Source organism: Robinsoniella peoriensis (assembly GCF_000797495.1).
Classification (GTDB): Bacteria; Bacillota; Clostridia; order Lachnospirales; family Lachnospiraceae; genus Robinsoniella; species Robinsoniella peoriensis.
Window position 1 is genome coordinate 260531 of record NZ_JTGN01000005.1, and the last position, 17809, is coordinate 278339.

The 17809-nt window shown below is 44.0% G+C and carries 13 protein-coding genes and 1 riboswitch; of the genes, 1 reads left to right on the plus strand and 12 read right to left on the minus strand.

Features of this window, described 5'->3' with window-relative positions; genetic code table 11:
- Positions 1-11: 11 nt before the first annotated feature.
- On the plus strand, positions 12-1817 hold the full coding sequence (locus tag QR40_RS29800; RefSeq protein ID WP_052430815.1) for a M56 family metallopeptidase: 1806 nt from the start codon (positions 12-14) through the stop codon (positions 1815-1817).
- A gap of 140 nt (positions 1818-1957) precedes the next feature.
- Here QR40_RS29800 and QR40_RS12055 read toward each other — a convergent pair whose 3' ends face one another.
- The 12 genes from QR40_RS12055 to QR40_RS12110 all read right to left on the minus strand — a co-directional run bounded on the left by QR40_RS12055 (position 1958) and on the right by QR40_RS12110 (position 17779).
- Entirely contained in the window at positions 1958-2296 is a 339-nt protein-coding gene (locus QR40_RS12055; protein ID WP_044295175.1) for a CGGC domain-containing protein, read from the minus strand.
- A 2-nt stretch (positions 2297-2298) separates the two neighbouring features.
- Positions 2299-3069: an ABC transporter ATP-binding protein gene (locus QR40_RS12060; RefSeq protein WP_044295176.1), complete on the minus strand. Its 771-nt coding sequence runs from the start codon at positions 3067-3069 to the stop codon at positions 2299-2301.
- Complete coding sequence (locus QR40_RS12065; RefSeq protein WP_044295177.1) at positions 3069-4118, minus strand: FecCD family ABC transporter permease; 1050 nt, start codon at positions 4116-4118, stop codon at positions 3069-3071. The genes QR40_RS12060 and QR40_RS12065 overlap by 1 nt, the downstream gene beginning before the upstream one ends.
- 69 nt (positions 4119-4187) lie before the next feature.
- Entirely contained in the window at positions 4188-5363 is a 1176-nt protein-coding gene (locus tag QR40_RS12070) for an ABC transporter substrate-binding protein (protein WP_160295801.1), read from the minus strand.
- 318 nt (positions 5364-5681) lie between these two features.
- Positions 5682-5866: riboswitch (cobalamin riboswitch) on the minus strand.
- 27 nt (positions 5867-5893) lie between these two features.
- Entirely contained in the window at positions 5894-6958 is a 1065-nt protein-coding gene (locus QR40_RS12075; RefSeq protein WP_052430817.1) for a uroporphyrinogen decarboxylase family protein, read from the minus strand.
- A gap of 39 nt (positions 6959-6997) precedes the next feature.
- Positions 6998-8182: an iron-containing alcohol dehydrogenase gene (locus tag QR40_RS12080; RefSeq protein WP_242858505.1), complete on the minus strand. Its 1185-nt coding sequence runs from the start codon at positions 8180-8182 to the stop codon at positions 6998-7000.
- Complete coding sequence (locus QR40_RS12085) at positions 8167-10260, minus strand: glycoside hydrolase family 52 protein (protein ID WP_044295180.1); 2094 nt, start codon at positions 10258-10260, stop codon at positions 8167-8169. The genes QR40_RS12080 and QR40_RS12085 overlap by 16 nt, the downstream gene beginning before the upstream one ends.
- A gap of 126 nt (positions 10261-10386) precedes the next feature.
- Complete coding sequence (locus tag QR40_RS12090) at positions 10387-12159, minus strand: extracellular solute-binding protein (RefSeq protein ID WP_044295181.1); 1773 nt, start codon at positions 12157-12159, stop codon at positions 10387-10389.
- Positions 12160-12227: 68 nt separating this feature from the next.
- Positions 12228-13130, minus strand: coding sequence for a carbohydrate ABC transporter permease (locus tag QR40_RS12095; RefSeq protein ID WP_081820126.1), 903 nt, complete (start codon positions 13128-13130; stop codon positions 12228-12230).
- A gap of 12 nt (positions 13131-13142) precedes the next feature.
- Entirely contained in the window at positions 13143-14069 is a 927-nt protein-coding gene (locus QR40_RS12100; protein ID WP_027292751.1) for an ABC transporter permease subunit, read from the minus strand.
- Positions 14070-14329: 260 nt separating this feature from the next.
- Complete coding sequence (locus QR40_RS12105; protein WP_160295802.1) at positions 14330-16132, minus strand: cache domain-containing sensor histidine kinase; 1803 nt, start codon at positions 16130-16132, stop codon at positions 14330-14332.
- 57 nt (positions 16133-16189) lie between these two features.
- Positions 16190-17779: a response regulator gene (locus QR40_RS12110; RefSeq protein ID WP_044295184.1), complete on the minus strand. Its 1590-nt coding sequence runs from the start codon at positions 17777-17779 to the stop codon at positions 16190-16192.
- Positions 17780-17809: the final 30 nt, after the last annotated feature.

Here is a 17809-nt window from a genome sequence, read left to right on the forward strand (position 1 = left end):
GGTGAATAAATATGAATGTTCTTCAGATGAGCATTTCAGGGGGATTATTGATTATCGGAATTATGGTTGTCCGGGCACTTTACATCAACCGGATTTCAAAAAAGTTTTTTGTCTTACTGTGGGATATTGTTTTATTGCGGCTCCTTTTTCCATTTACTGTCACTTTTCAATTTATCACAACAAATTTATTTACATCAGTACCAAAACAAATAGACCAGGTTATCCAGCAGAGAGTTTCGGATCTTCCACTTATAAAAGGCACCCCCGGTACTTATCTTTCGGCTGGCGTGGGAGTTTCACAACAGGAAAATATTCCTGTTTTTCAAATCATATGGTTATTTGGCTTGATTGCATTATCCCTATTTTTTATGATTGCATACTATAGAGACTATCGGAAGCTGCGGGAAGCACTGCCCATAAAACACAATATATTCTTAAACCACTGGATGAAGGAAAAACAGCTTAAAAGAAAGGTTGTAATCCTGCTTTCAGACCGGGTAAATACACCGGTTACTTATGGTATTTTCTCGCCTAAAATTATACTTCCACGTACAATGGACCTGACTGACCACAATGCACTTAGGTTTGTATTGGAGCATGAATTTGTCCATATAAAATGCCATGATAATCTCTGGAAGATCGTTGCACTGGCTGCCCTGTGTATCCATTGGTTTAATCCTACTGTCTGGATCATGCAGATTCTGTTTAACCGGGATCTGGAACTGTCCTGTGACGAAAAGGTGATAACATCGGTGGGCGCAGAAAAGCGGCAGGAATATGCCCTTACGCTGATTAATCTTGCCGGGAACAAATCCGGAATCTCCTTTCTGCACAGCAGTTTTGGTAAGAATGTAATCAAAGAAAGGATTGTGTCAATTATGAAATACAAAAAAACTTCTATAATAAGTTTTATATGCGTGATTGTATTAATCACCGCTGTATCCGTATTTTGGTTCATCTCACCGGACAATGATCAGATTCCTGCCTCTGCTTCCGAAAATGATAAACATACCGAAGAAGCCCAGGCAACCTCCGACAGCCAGAAAGAAACCGGAGGCAAAAGTGACCTGTCACAGACAGAAAACCAGAAAAAAATAATAACGCCGGCAGCCGATATGAAATCAAAAAAATCTGACCGGCAGAATCAAAAAATTACAGATTCCGAAAAGAAATCGGGGAATGAAAATAAAACGCCAAAAACACAACCCATGGAAACAGAAGCCATAACGGAAGCAAAAACAGAAACTAATCAGACGGTGCCCCCCGAAACCAGTTCGTATACCTCGTCTGGCTTTGTTACAAGAATTGAAGGCAGTACCATGTACTTACAGGAAGAGGGACATGGAGACAGCAAGGTTGCATATGAATTAATCAATGCCGTGATAAACATACCGGATGGTGTCAGAATGAATCAAACCGTTGAAGTCCATTACTATAAAAAAGACGGAAAAAATGTTGCCACAGAGGTAAACGGAGATGGTACGGGTACAAAACCGATAGATACCGGGGATTATTTTAGCGGCAGCTATGAGCTGGCAAAAGACGGCATGACAATTAAATTAAGCATCAGTTCTTATACGGACTGGTACACCTCAGCGCGGGGAAATGTCATGGGCACCATCATAAACAATGATGGGACGGAATCCGGATTTTATGGTGAGCTTATCATGACAGATACGGTTAACCAATATGACGTCACCACCGACAGTGGTCTGTCCTGCAGTTTCACCTTCTCTGGTGACACTTTAAACATTTCGTCTTCACCTGATACAATTTCGGGAGCCTATACGAAAACCAGTGCATACCGCCCTTCATAGCTTATCTGATATATAGCAAAGAGGATACCGCAAACTATCAATCAACATGATATTTTGCACATCCTCCATCATTTTCTATCATTTCTAACTCAATTATTTAAAACTCTATCATTTAAAACCTGCCATTTAAAATCCCAAATCTAATGTGTCCCCCGTACAACTTCAATACCACTTTCTGCTATCATATCCAGTATTCTGGAAATTACGGGACATTCCTTTCCATCCCGGTCTTTTGTACACACCCCTGCATGTACGGTCTGAATTCCTTCCTGCACAAGGCGCTGCAGTTTTTCCTGCATCCCTTTATCTGTTGCCGGATCGTTTTCGCAGCCGTTGCACCGCATAAAAACAGCAACCTCTGCTTCCTCTTTCGCGTAACGGGAAAATGATTTGCTGCGTGCATAAAACGCTTTCATACACGCTGCTCCTGTACATATTTCATTTGCCTTGAGGCAATTTAACATTCCTATTTTTTTCATAATTATTTTTTAAACCCCGGTCTGTATAAAATGTGTAAAAGCCCATCTTGATCTTTTAACAGTTCCACATCTACCTCATAGACTTCTTTTATAAATTCTTTGGTCAGTACTTCTTCTGGTGTACCAAAAGCTACGATTTTTCCATCTTTCACAACAAATATTTTATTGCAGTACATGGCTGCAATATTTAAATCGTGTATGGCAGATACGACAGTCAGATTTAATGATCGGACGATATCCATCAGCTGGAGCTGGTATTTAATATCCAGATGATTAGTAGGTTCATCCAGAACAAGGCAGTTGGTTTTCTGTGCCAAAGCCCTTGCCAGAATAACTCTTTGCTGCTCACCGCCGGAAAGTGTTGAAAAACTTCTGTCCCGGAATTCTTTCATGCCTACCTTTTCAAGTGACTCCGAGACAATGCCAAAATCATTCGCATTGTCTCTTTCCATTGCCTTTTTGTGAGGTGAACGCCCCATAAGGACAACATCCTGAACTGAAAAATCAAAATTATAATAATTGTGCTGTGCCACTACCGCCATTTCTCTAGCAGATTCTTTGACAGAGTAGGCTTGAATTGCTTTACCATTTAATTGCACTTCACCTGATTTCGGATGCAGCACACGGTAAATACATTTTAGAAGTGTACTTTTTCCGCTGCCATTGGGACCCAGGATACCGACAAATTCCTTATCTTTAATTTCTACACTCATCCCTTTTATGATCCGGGTACCTTCCAGAAATACTTCAAGATCTTTTGTACTTATTTCCATCAGTTATTTCCTCCAAACCCATATTTTTTACGAACCATCAAAAAGATGAAGCAAGGCGCACCAATCATGGATGTCAGAATGCCAATCGGCAACTCTGAGCCGTGTATGATAACACGGCATAATACATCTGCCCAGATCAGAAAAACCGCTCCCAACAGCGCACTTAAAGGAATCAGTTTTTTATGGTCGGTACCAACAACCATGCGTACGATATGTGGAATAATCAGACCTACGAAACCGATCATTCCGGAACTGTATACTACAAATCCAATCATGGCTGAAGAAATCAACAGATATAACTGTCTCCATTTATGCAGATCCGTACCCAGGGTTATCGCAGCATCATCCCCTAAAAGCATCAGGTTCAAAGTGCGGTGCTGGGTCCAGAAAAACAGGGTTCCCAATAATATTACAGGTGCGATGAACAGCAGCTTTTCCCATTTTGCACCTGCCAGGCTTCCCATCATCCAGTAAGTGACGGTCTGGATTTTATCTTTGTCATTAACCAGATAGACGATGAAATTAGAAAATGCAGAGCAGACGGCACTTAATGCCATACCTGCTAAAAGCAGTTTTACAGAATTTGCCCGTCCTCCTATATTTGCTATCATCACCACTGCTACCGAGATGCCAAAAGCCCCCAGAAACGCCATAATCCCCACTGTATTTGCTCCGAAAGCAACTCCCACCCCCAGCATAATCGACAGAGTTGCACCAAGGGATGCACCGGATGAAATTCCCAGCACATAGGGATCCGCCAGCGGATTTTTCACAATCGCCTGCATAATTACGCCGCAGACGGAAAGCCCCATTCCCACCAGAAGTGCCAGCACCAGGCGTGGCATGCGGATAAACCATACCACGTCGTGAATTTTGCCGGAGCTCAGACTGGCTGCATCACCGATCCCAAAAAGTTTAAACATGACAATCTGATAAACCTCCCGGACGGTAATGCCAGTAGAGCCTATCGTGACCGCCGTCAGAATAGTAGCTGCCAATGCAGCCAGCAGCAAAATACATAGTGTGGCATAAGATGCCTTATTTTTCATGACTACCCCCTTGCGTACCGCAGCCTCTGCGATACGATTTTATTAAGGTAATTGCGGTTACTACCACTGTTAATCCTGATATAATTCCGGATACAGTGCCTTTCCAATCGCATTTAAGCCGTCAATTGTACGAATGCCGCTTGTATAAACATCGCTGAGATTCAGTGGGAATACCTGGCTGTCTTTTACTGCTTTCAGACTGCTGTAAGCCGGATTTTCCGTGATACTCTTTACCGCATCTGAACCTGCACCTTCTCCATATCCATCCATGTGGATCGTAAAAATAACATCCGGATCTAAATTTACAATATCCTCGGCGCTGATATCCTTTGCGGTATCCACCAGTTCTCCGCCCATTTTGGTTACCATATCCCCCGCCAGAGATGTTTTGTCGTAAATACTAATGGTGTCGCCGAGGAACTCTATAATCAGCACTTTTTTCTTCTCCTGGCCCTGTGTCGCTGTGGTTACCTTGTCTACGGACGCTTTCATTTCATCCACAAGTGCCTGGGCTTTGTCTTCCACATTGAAAATCTTTCCTACAGTCAGGATATCCTGATATTCATTGTCTACGGTTCTGTTTTCACTGATATCATTGGAGTTCAGTGCCATATAGGTATTAACGCCATTCTCCTGCCAGTAATCCACGTCCCCCAGGGACTTGTCTGAAAAAGTGGATTTCCATGCCAGAATAAAGTCCGGTTCCAGCATAATGGCTGCTTCCTTGCTCATCGCTGCATTGGAATCCGTGAAATCATTAAATTCTTTATCTTTAATTTTGGCATAAGCCTCACGCAGAGACGGCGAAATATCATCTTCGCTCACCCCAATGATGGAAATAATGTTGTCTTCCAATCCAAGTGCCAGCATTGTCTCAACGGAATTCTGCCATGCCGTGATTACTTTTTTCGGTGCTTCCGTAAAGGTCTCTTCCACGGGTTCCTTATTAAAATTGAAAGTACTGATTGTCAACGGATAATGGTCTGTCTCTGATTTTGATGCTGACTGCGCTGCTGTTTCAGATTCACCGGATACATCTGTAGAACCTTCTGAAGACTCTCCCGCTTTATTATCGGTCTGTGCCGCAGTCTCTGTCTCCGTTTTTGCCTCTGTTTTCGCCTCTGTAACAGCTTCTGTTTTTGCCTCTGTCTGCGCCTGCGTTGCTGCCGTACTATTTCCTGATCCACAGGCTGTCAATACTCCCATTAAGCCTGCCAGTGCGATAACTGCTAATTTCTTTTTCATCTGAATTTCTCCTTTGTTTTTATTTATACCACCGCATATCCCATATTTTAAAAAGAAAATACTTATCTGTTTTAAACAAAAAAAATGCCCGCGTAATCGCAGACATTTTGTTAAAAGCCACATAAAATATTCAGAAATCCGGGCAAACTTTATCTGATGGCCCTGACCGGAGTGTCTCTGAAAAATAATTGCACCATTCACCCCTCTTAACTGGACAGATCAGTCAGAGTTCTGTAGATACAAGCATTTTTCAGACACACTCAAAGAATATTGATGGACTTATTTCTCTGTATATGGAATGGATACTTTCTGCGGAAGATACCAACCCTATATTAAGCAGGTTTCCTGACTTATGGTTATAACGCAAAGACACGCCTTCTCACAAAAATGCAATGGCTCTCTATGGCTTTGCTCACCAATCACAGTGACCGGATCGTTTAGGATTCTACACCTAATTCCCTTTTACCCCACATGCAGCGGGCACTTAATATTTTATGCTTGTACATTCTACACCCTGTTTTGATATAAAGTCAACCGTTAATTGCAGTATTGATAACTTTTGTTCTTTCGTACATTCCAACATACCCCACAGTTTCTTCATACAACGCCCGAAGGCTTTCTAATTTCCAGTCTTCCGTTGACCCGTTTCCCATGGTAACCATTAAGCGTCCATCTTCCCGCCAATAGGCATCCAGAAGATACCTGACTTCCTCTCTCACCTCTTCCGGTGTTCCAAAAGGTATCGTCTGCTGCACATCGAATCCCGCAAGAATACAAATCTTATCTCCGTATACGGCGGCAATCCTTTTTTCATCCATGGTATATTTTTGTATGGGATGAATGACATCCAGCCCAATTTCAATAAACTCCGGAAGAAACAACTCAATGTTTCCGCAGGTATGAAGCCAGAAATGGGTACCAAGTTCATGGGCCTTCCCGAATATCTGCTGATAATAGGGTTTAAAGAATTCCCGGAAGATATCCAGTGAAAAAAACGGGGAGTTTTGTGTTCCCAGGTCATCTGAAACAAAGAATCCGTCGATTTTCATCTCCGTGCAGGCTCTCTCCATAATCCGTATATAGAAGTCCGTCAGTTTTTGATAGAGGCGGTGGATTTCATCGGGGTATAAATAAAAATCCATCAACGCATTTTCCATGCCCCGCAGCGACCAGTGGCGTTCAAATAATCCATACCACCATCTTGCCAGGGTATATCGTTCTCCGGAGGGCTTCTTCTCCGGGATCAGCCCAGGATACTCTGGATCCGGAAATGTCTCAAAGAATTTTTCTGCTTCCCCGCTCTCCCAGTCTTCAATTAAAATCCTGGCATCCCATCCTTTTTCCTCCATATCTTTCATATCTGTGCCTGCCCAGCGGTAATCCGGATCATCTGCCGGAGCATGAATCAGATCGGGAATGTTCAGAAACACATCCTCAATATCTCTTGGATAACCGGAAAGCCATGCTTCTCTTTCCTTTGTATTCCAGCCAAACACATTCTCTCCGATCCACAAATCATAGAGAATCGGCGGTCTGGATGCTGCTCCTCTGCCTTCAATTACGTCTTTTACTTGCTGCTTGCTTAAACAGTTCATCTGCCTTACACTCCTTTTCTTTCATGCAGGTGCCAGATTCTAATCCCGCTCATAGCAGGAAACCAGCAGCTCATACATTTCCTCAATGTCAGCCACTCTCGGGTTGTTCAGATAATCGCCCAGTACCTGTCCGCAGTCTGCAATCTCACGGATATCTTCCATGGTAACCCCAAGTTCTTTATAGCCAGTCCAGAGACCGATCTTTTTTAAGAAACGGTCTATTTCCTTACAGCATTTTGCCGCAGCTGTGTCTTCTGTTTCCGACTGGAGCCCGGGATTTAAAATTCTTCCTACTGCAGCAAATTTCTCCACTGCTGCGGGGTAAGTGTATCTGGTAAATGCGGGATAAAACGCAGCCAGTGCCTGTCCATGAGTCACCTGGGGACAGTGGCCTCCCACCTGCATGCCCAGTCCATGGGGCAGTGTTACACCGGCATTGGCGTTTGTCAATCCACCCAGGGTATCCGCCCATGCCATCCTGGAACGGGCTTCCATGTCATTCCCGTCTGCCAGCGCTTTGGGCAAATATTCCACAATGGCTGCTATGGCTTCCAATGCCATCCGTTCAACCATTGAACTGGTATTTATCGAGAGATATGCCTCAAAATTATGACAGAATGCATCGAACCCGGTTTGTGCTGTTACCGCTTTTGGCATACTCCTGGTCAGTTCCGGGTCTACAATTGCAATTTTGGGAAAAATATTCCGATGCCAGACTGCAGACTTATACTTGTCTTTCGTCCGGGTAATCACAGCACATTGGGTCACCTGTGAACCCGTTCCTGCGGTTGTCCCGATTGCAATCACCGGCAGTGTCTTATCTGTGGGCCCCTCTGTATGGCAGTTATAATCCCATACGGTACCGGGGTGTGACGCCTCCACTGCGATTGCTTTCGCGGTGTCCATTGCAGATCCGCCCCCCAGTCCAATGATTACCTCTGCCCCAAGTTTTTTTGCCATTTCAGCGCCTTCTGTTACCAGATCAGTAGTAGGATTGGGTGATACACCGTCATAATGTGCCGTTTTAATACCTGCCCCCTGCAAAAGTTCAAGAACCCGGCGGGCTGCATTTACAGAGGATTTTCCTTTTCCAGTCACCAGCAGTGCTTTATTTCCAAACCGCTTTACCAATTTTGCTGTCTCTACCAGCTTCCCGCACCCAAAGATTATTTCGGTGGGGCTATAGTAAGTAAATGCCTTCATTTTTGTCATTCCTCCATCCATAAAATGCTTGTTACACCACGGGGATAATATTTGCTTGCACTGATGATGCCGCTTACAATCTGATCCGACCAGCACCAGTATGAATGCTCCGGATGGGTCAGCCAGTCCACGTGCGCCCGGTCTGCTTCTTCCATATAAGTCTTCCGGTCAAATCCAAGAATTTTTCCTGCAATAAACTCAGAGAGATAAATTTTGCTGAGCCAGGAATTATTACTTGTGGAAGAGAGCTTCCATCCGCCGTCTGAAAAGATACAGACTCCCTTTTGCATCACTGTTTCAAAATGTTTTTTCAATGCCCGGATATATGCTCCGTAAATGCCGTCTTCTCTGCAGGCTTCTTTTAAATCCAGCACATATGGGAAAATCAGCCCTTCAATTGCAGGAATGATCTTAGAATCATTATCCTCATCCATAACAGCCGGTATGTATCCGCCTTCCGTCATATGAGACCGTATCGTTTCTGCACACCTCTGCGCCTGCAGTGCCGACTGTTTGGCAAGACCTGCCTCCCGGTTCGTTTCAAAATAATCTTTCAGGCCCACATAAGCTGCCCAGCATTTTCCCGCCAGATAGATATTGTTCCTGGCTTGTCCCAGAGATACATCCAGGCTGTCATAAGTGGTGATCTCCGCGCCCCCTTTCGTCTGGGTGCTGTCCAGTCCCATAACCCCGTTTCGTTTGTGCTGATCGGGATGATCCCGGTTAACCATGCTGGCAAAACAGCTCTTCAATGTCTCTTTGCGGCTGTCACTCCATGACTGATCCCCGGTCTGTTTTATGTACACCAGGGCACAGCAGGTCCAGTTTACCAGCTGTTCATGGCTCATATAAGAAAAGCAATCCGTTAACCGGCATTTTTCATAGGCAGACCTCCCCTCTGGTGCAAATACATTCGCCACGCCACAGTCATGGCAAAAGCTGATGCCGCCCTCATACTCAGTGTCACTGCCCGGAAACCGTACCTTATCCTCATAGGAATAATTCCGGAGATAAAAATCAAGTTCGTTACGGACCGTCCATGGATTCATTTTCATTTCAAAGAACAACTGATCAACCGTCAGATCCATGGTATTCATCATCCGGAATTCGCCCTCATTGATGATCCAGAGCGGCTCTCCGTCTTTGATCAGAAATTGTGATGAATTGTAATAACTTTTTATGGAATGCCACAACATAAAACGCTGTTCCGGGGTAAGGCTTTCCTTGTCAAATCTCAGGTTTGCTTCCCGGCATTTTTCCACAATCCGGTCAAATACGGAAAGTGCATAGCTGCCTACTTCCTCAATGTTACGAAAATATCTGGTATAGTAATATTTTGTATCAATCCCGTAAGTTGCCTGTGTGCCATGATAAAAGCAGACTGCAAAGCGAAAGGTTTTCTTTGTATCCTCTGGTACATCCAGCACCAGTAATGCTGTCTTTCCCAGCCGGAAGTTCCAGTTATCACGATCCTCTTCTCCCAAGATACACTCGGGGCAAAATCCGCCCGCCGGATGGGCATCCTGATCCAGGGTAAAAACCGCCAGATTTCCCCCCTGTCCCACACCATGCATTTTTCCCGAAGAAAGAGGACGCATGCCATACCGTTCTTCTACTTCATTAAATCCGAAAAATGCCTTTCTTCCATTGGGGCATCCGCGGTTATCAATGGTTAACTCAGCCAGTACAGCGGGTACAATTACTTCTTTCAGACATTCCTCATCGCAGAATTTTGGATCCGGTATGGATTCCACCTGATTATAGAGGGTGAACGTTATGTCTCTGGCTTTCCAGCTATCGCTGCTTACCCGGAAGTCTCTCTCTATTTCAGAAGCCGGAAACTGGTCAAAATATCCTTCCTGTTCCTGGGTGTCTTCTTTTTCCACATCGTACTGTTTACTCTCATCATCTTCATTTTTAAAAAAGGGAAAGCTCTCATAGCTTCCTCCTTCACGCCGTTCCACTCCGATATAAACATTTGTATCTGCAGGTCCTCTGCGCTCCATCCCGGGACCCCCGGCTGCGCCGGGGAATCCAAGTGTGAAACTGGCATATGCGCCAATTGGTGAGTGATTTGCATTAAACATTATATTTTTCATTATTTCTGCTCCTTATATCCTGCTGCAATTTCAATACGGTTATATATCATTTCATACTCAAATTCTGCTGCACAAGCATACTATTGCATTGGTTTTCCATGCTGCCCGGCATCTGCAAAACTGCATTTATTTCATCCCGAAGGCTTCTGCTTCTTTTTCCGCAGCCGCATACAGCTCTTCTATTTTCGCAGTTGCTTTTGAGTATTCTTTACTCTCCAGACCTTTCAATGTCTCTTCTTTGCAGGCAGCAAAATCCTCTGCCGTTGCCGTCATAATTGCATTTACACCCTGTACATTCATATATTGTTCGCACTGTGCTATGATGTTGAGTGTTTCCTCATCGGGACTCTGCACCAAGGTGGGATAGAGATAGAAATCTGTGATCGTATCGACTTTTTCTTTCTGCCACATATCATAGAGAACCTGGCCCGGATATTGATAATCTCCCCCTTCTTTTTGGGAGTAATATTCACAGTAGCTCTTATCTGTATCGGTAATTGTGGCTGCTTTCTGCTCATCCGATTTCATCAGGTCTGCCGGATATCCGTCGGAAAGTACCTGGATATCTTTGAATCCGCAAAGTTTATTGTAAAGGTTAACCCCAACATTAAGCTTATAATCCGGATCTGTCTTAGACTGGGTAATAAATTCCTCTGATGGCTGCACAACGCCATCCTTACTGGTCCAATGTGTACCTTCTACTCCGCTGTAAATCAGACGGGCGCCTTCTTCTGAATTCATGAAATCAATCAGTTCCATTGCTTTCTCCGGATTCTTACAATTCTTGGTAATCGCTGTGGCATACTCTATACCACTTCCAAGAGGTGCGGTTGTTGAAACAATACCGGAAATATAATCATATCCGTCGTACGGCAGTTTTTGGTAACTCCAGTCCGGATGTCCGTTCGTCTGGAAAAATGTATTAATACCTTCCGTCTGCCAGCTGGCATATGCCATCATCACCTGTCCGTTCTTGCATTTTTCCCAGAACTGATCATTTTTCATTGTAAATGCTTCCGGGTCCAGAATGCCCATGTTATAAGCTTTGTTGTAAAATTCCAGGGACTGCCAGAATGCATCACTTGCAAACACTCCCTCTACGGACTTCGTCTTATAGTTAAAGATGGTTGAGTTGGCAAGATCCGTATATCCCATTTCTCTGGTATTTGCCAGCCACCATGGCCATAGACCCCAGTCACTCCATCCGGAAATTGCATAGATCTGCTTCCCGTCTGCCAGATCCTTTTCCCTTGCATATTCCTGCATTTCTTTCAGTACATTCAGATAGTCATCGGTAGTTTTAATTTCCGGACATCCGATTGCCTCATAGATATCCCATCTTGTCATCAATCCTACATTTTCAATAGAATAGCTGACATTGGGATGCTCTTCATTTGCCTGGTATGCCAGAACCGGCAGATAATAAACCTTATCTTCTCCGTTACTTGCAAACTGCTTAGAATACTTCAGGCGGTCCGGAAAATTTTTCTTAATATTTTCCCCATACTGGTCAATCAGTTCGTCCATGGGCATCAGCTGCCCGCTTGTTATCAGATTGTTGGATGCCACGTTCTGCTGAGCCGGATTGGTATAGATGATATCCGGCAGATCTCCCCCTGCAACCAGAATACTGAATTTCTGAGCATCGCCCTGTACAATTTCCATTTTGATGCCCAGTTTTTTTTCAATTTCCTTTGCTACTTCATTAGTCTGGATACCGGGAGTCAGAACTTCTGTATTCCAGATGGTAAGGGTCACCGGTTCATCAGAACTTGCCTGTGAACCGGCTGTAGTACTTCCTGTATCCGTCTTCTCTTCACTTTTTCCGCACGCTGCAGCAGACATGCATATTGCTCCTGCCAATAATAAAGCCGTTATTTTTCTTAATTTATTTTTCATATGATGATTCCTCCCATTTTTATATCGTTATCATTGTTATATCGTTAATCATTGTTTTCTTATTTTAATCATCCTTTGACTGCTCCCATCATAATACCCTTTACAAAATATCTCTGAAGGAACGGATATACACACATAATCGGTAGTACTACCAGCACCGTGATACACATTTTAATCGAAGAAGGTGTAATGGAACTGGTTACTGCGGATGCATCAATTGCATTACTGGACATGCTCTGAAACCGGTTTGCCTGATTCAGGTAATTATAGAGCACCATCTGCAGGGTCTGTAATTTTGCATCGGAAACCAGGAAGTAGTTGTCCTGCCACTGATTCCACTGTCCCACCATGGAGAATACCCCTACAGTCGCCACTATTGGCTTTGACAGTGGGAAAATAATTCTCCCAAAAATTGTCATCATTCCCGCCCCGTCAATTTTCGCGGACTCTTCCAGCTCTTTTGGCAGGGACTCCATGTAAGTCTTCAACAGGATGACATAATAAGCAGAAAGCGCACCCGGTAAAATATAAAGCAGGAAATTATTCTGCAGCCCGTATGCTTTCATGGTGATATACCATGGAATTAAACCTGCATTGATGTACATTGTAATAATAACAAAACGGTATACAATTTTTCTGTAATACATTTTCTGGTTCGTAACCAGGTATGCAAAGAAAGAAGAACTGATAATGGTAATCCCGGTTCCCAGCAGCGTTCTGAGAATGGAGATCAGATATGCTCCCGGTATGTCGTTCAGTTTGATAATCCCTTTATAAGTATCCAGGTTAAACCCTTTTGGCAAAAGGAAAATCCCTTTGGATGCCTGTGCAGGATCACTGATGGAATAAATTATTACGTAGTAAAATGGATAAATGCAGATAATGACCAGTAAAATGCAGATTAAATAAATAAAAATATCTGCTATCCTTTCCGACAATGTTTTTTTCGATTTCAATCTTTTCGTTATCATTCTATTCCCCTCCTATACAATCGACTCACCGCGAACCCTCTTGGAAAGCTGGTTTGCCGTGAAGAGAAGTATGACAGATATAATCGTTTTTGACATACCAAGGGCAATGGACTGGGGATAATCATTCGTCAATACACCGATCTTAAACACATAGTAGTCAAGAACTTCTATCTTGTCTGCGGTCAACGGGTTATAGAATACAAAATACTGTTCAAAACCATTACTCAGCATATTGCTGATTGCCAGCAGAAGCTGTACAAAAAACGTTGCGTATAATCCCGGTACGGTAATATGCCGTATGGTCTGCAGCCTGTTTGCACCATCCACATGAGCAGCATCATAAAGTTCGCTGTCAATACCCGCTATGGATGCGATATAGATAATTGCACTCCACCCCAGGCTTTTCCAGGTTGCCAGCGCCCACTGGAATGCCCATGCATGTTTGTTGTCACCAAGCAGATTCACCGTTTTCTCTATCCCTAATGATTTAAAGACGCCCGCAACCATACCATCGGTAGAAAACATTGCAAATGCCAGTGTAAATACTACAATCCAGCTGATGAAATTCGGAAGTGTAGTGGTGGTCTGAACCAGTTTGCGGAATTTCGAATTTTTTATCTCATTCAGCATAATTGCAAAAACGACTGCAAGGGGCATTGTTGTAATACAGATTGCACTCATCGCCAGGGTATTTCGCATTACCCGGAATAACTCTGACTTATTTGCCCAGATCTTAGCAAATGTCTTCAGTCCCACAAAATCACAATCAAACAATGACATTCCGGGATGATAATCGAAAAATGCATATGCCCATCCCAAAAGCGGGACATAAGCAAATGCGAAAACCAAAATCAGGAAAGGAACGGACGCAAGGAAAAACTTCTTTCCCTCCGGCATTTTCCTTCTGACAATACCCTTTCCATTTGGTATCTTTCGCATAAAAAAACCTCCTTCTCTTCTGAACTTTATTGGTTAACCTTATAGACAATATTATAGGGAATCCCGCACTACATTTCGATAAAGGATATTCTCATTTTCTGTCTTAAATTCAGTCAGCCATATTTCAGAATACGAAGGAGATTTTCTAAAAATTGTATTTCGTTATGATTTTATGTACTTTCTTGTGCTCTTTTATATAATTGCTGTCATTATATATTGTTTATAGCTTATCTGCCGTTCCCGCTTTGCAGCAATGATTTTTAAACAGGCTTTATAACCGGCATAACCAGATATATACAGGTGGATTTCCCCGGTATACTTTCCAGCCTGATTCCGTATGCGTCCCCAAAATGTACCTTTAACCTCCGATGCACATTCACAATGCCTACATGATTCTTATAAAGCTCCTTCTGTTTCTCCGCCTGCTTCAGTAATTGGCAAAGTCGTTCCTGCTCTTCCTCCTGAATTCCGCTGCCGTTATCTTCAACGTACACCTGCAGCTGATTCTCTTTCTGCTCTGCCCCCATCACAATCATGCCGGCTCCACCGGAATCTGCAAATCCATGTTCAATGGCATTTTCCACCAGGGGCTGCAAAATGAATTTAAGTACCGGAAGCTCCATCTGCATATCCGGTATCTCAAATTCCATGATAAGCTTACCACCGTAACGGCAATTCATGATCGTAATATAGGTAGACATGTAGTCTACTTCCTGTCTGAGGCTCCACAATTCTCCCTGACTGCGGTACATTGGCTGCAGCATTCTTCCCAGTGCGCAGAAACACTCTTCCAGGGGTTCATTCTGTCCCAGCTTTGCCATAAAGCGCATGGTGCTCAGGGTATTAAATAGAAAATGCGGATTTAACTGACCCTGCAGGGCTTCTTTTTCCAAAATTCTTTTCTCTTCTTCCATATCCCGGATCTGGTCGATCATGGTATGAATACTCATGGACATCCGGTTAAACTGCCGTCCCAGCATTCCCAGTTCATTTTTGCTGCTTTCATCCAGCTGTTCTCCCAGAGAACCATTTTCCATCCGCTCCATCGCCGCCCTCAGACGTTTCAGCGGTTCAGTCAGCCGATAAAGGCTGTACGCCGACAATGCAAGTGCTACCAGAAGCCCCCCTGCCGCAAGAACCAGAAACCAGCGTTTCAATGAAACCAGGCTTCCATAGAGCGATTCTTTGGGAATCTCCGTTACAATGGTCCAGGGCAGCCCCTGTATCCGATGGTAATTAATCTGAATATTTTCTTTCATCAGATAGCCGTCACCGGTCTTTTCCAGCTCACGAGGGGTAAACTCTGCCTGTTTTCCTACTTTTTCGCTGTTCTGATGAACCACGATTATGCCCTGGTCATTCATCAGATAACTTTCTCTTTCATCCGGAGTATCTGACTTTGTAAAAAGATCTGCAAGTGCATTTTGCCGGATATTCACTACTACAGTGGCATATCTTCCCGTTCCCAGCCAAATGCTGCCGGCTGCGGTTATATATGGCACCTCTTTCGCTTCCTGCTCCATGGCAAAATCCAGATTCGTATACCCTCCAAACCACAGTACCTTCCCCGGATTTTTCAGAGCTTCCTCCTGAATCCCCAGGGAATACCATGGCAGATCCAGAGCCGGTATCCTGGTTACCATATTCTTCTTCTCCAAGACTCCCAGAGCCGTACCGTCATTTCCATAGTAATAAATAGAATCCAGGTATTCATAATTCCCCATCACGACATTGGTATAATCAAAAATCTGCATCGCTTTCTGGATGCTGTCAAACTGGTTTTTCCATCCCTGCCGCATATAGTCCTGAAGAGAGTCCTGAATCATAAAAAGTCGCAGTATTTTTTCCACCTCCTGGGTATAGCGGATAATGTTATACTGATTTTGTTGGAAATACTGCTGCATCATACTGGCTGACTGTTCCTGAATCACTTTTTCGGAACGTTTGTAGCTGAATATGGACACAACTCCCACCAGGATTGTGATCGTCACCATAAAGACTGCCAGCAGCTGTGACTGGAGCCGTCTGCTGAATGCCTGTCCGTTATTCTTTTTTCTTCTCATGGCTTCTTCCGCCTTTCCTGTCCCGGCGCACATTCTCTAATACCAGCCAGAGCATGTTTATACCCCTTTTTTAAATGAATTGGGAGATTGACCGGTCACTTTCTTAAAGGTACGGCTGAAATAACTTTCATCGAGAAACCCCACCTTCTCAGCTATCTCATATGATCTTAAGTTGGTACTGCGCAGCAGCTCCTTCGCTTTCTCAATCCGGTAGTTCATAATATAATTGGTTAAATTTACACCTAGTTCCTTCTTGAACAAGCCGCACACATAAGTCCTGCTCAACTCTACCATTTGGGAAACCTGATCCAGGGTGATATCTTCCGGATAATGCAGGCTGATATAATACAGGATATCTTTGACCGGCTTACTTAATAATGTCTGCTCACCGGAACTGACCTGAAGATATTCCATACAGGATTCATAAACCTCCAGGACCCCGTCAAAGGTCTGGCTGTTTTTCAGTCTGGTTATAAACTGCTCTGTGATCTGGTATCTTTGCTGGCCTTCCGGCAGAATTCTGCACATCTCTACATTGATGGCATGTTCAAAATAATGCCGGATGGTAACCGGATTTTCATGCTGGCAGAATCCTGCTTCCGCCTCATGAAGCCGCCTGGCAGCAGACTCATCCATTTTCATCTGTAAAATTAACCGCCCCATCTTTCTGCGGATCAGCCGCTTACAGTCATCCGGGTTCTGTGCATTATACAAGGTATTCCGGTTCAATCCATAAAAGAATTTCTTTTCCAGCGCCTGGCAGCACTGATGGTACATTTCATAAAGTTCATCACCGCTATTGCCCCGGCTGCTTATGGCGAAGGAAACCGTGCTTTTCACACACCGCTGCAATACCTCCCGCATTTTTTCCAGCTGCTGCTGCAGCTGTCCGGACAGAATTTCACTGTCCCCGGCCTCTTCCAGGATCATGATAAATCTCCCATCCTTTTCCGGAAGCAGAATATGGTTTTCCTCCACCAGCAGTTCTGACAGGATATTCTCTACTGCCGAATCCAGGATACTGCCATAAGAATCGTTGAATATCCGTTTGCTTTCCGTATAGTTATCAATCTCCAGTGCCACCATCTGCATTTGCTTTTCCGCATCAGAAAATTGTTCTTCCAGCATCATTTTCCAATCCTGGCCCACATCCAGGCGGTAATAGAGGAAATTGCGGAGTGAGTCCTCAAACCGTTTTCTTTCCATCCCGTTTTCCTGTTTCTTCTGGCTTCTGTCCATGACAACCAATTCTCTTTTGACCTTCTCCAGGACTTTTTCCATATCTTTCTGTGTCATGGTCAGCTTTAATACATAATCGGAAACCCCAAGTGAAATGGCTTCCCGCACAATATTGAATTCTTCCATGCAGCTGAGGATGATAAATCTGGTCCGCTCATCCTTTTGCCGTATTTGCCTGATCAGTGAAATTCCATCCATCACGGGCATCTTAATATCCGTTATGACAATATCCGGCTGAAAGGCTTCCCATGCTTCCAGTGCCCGCTGCCCATTCTCCACATCAGCTGCCACCTCCATCCCCAGCTTCTCCCAGTCAACAGACATCTTGATTCCCAGCCTCACAAACATTTCATCTTCCGCAATTACAACCTTATACATGTTCTTTCCCCCATGATCCCATGTTTTCATACATCAAAACTCTCCGAACCCCAAATCTGA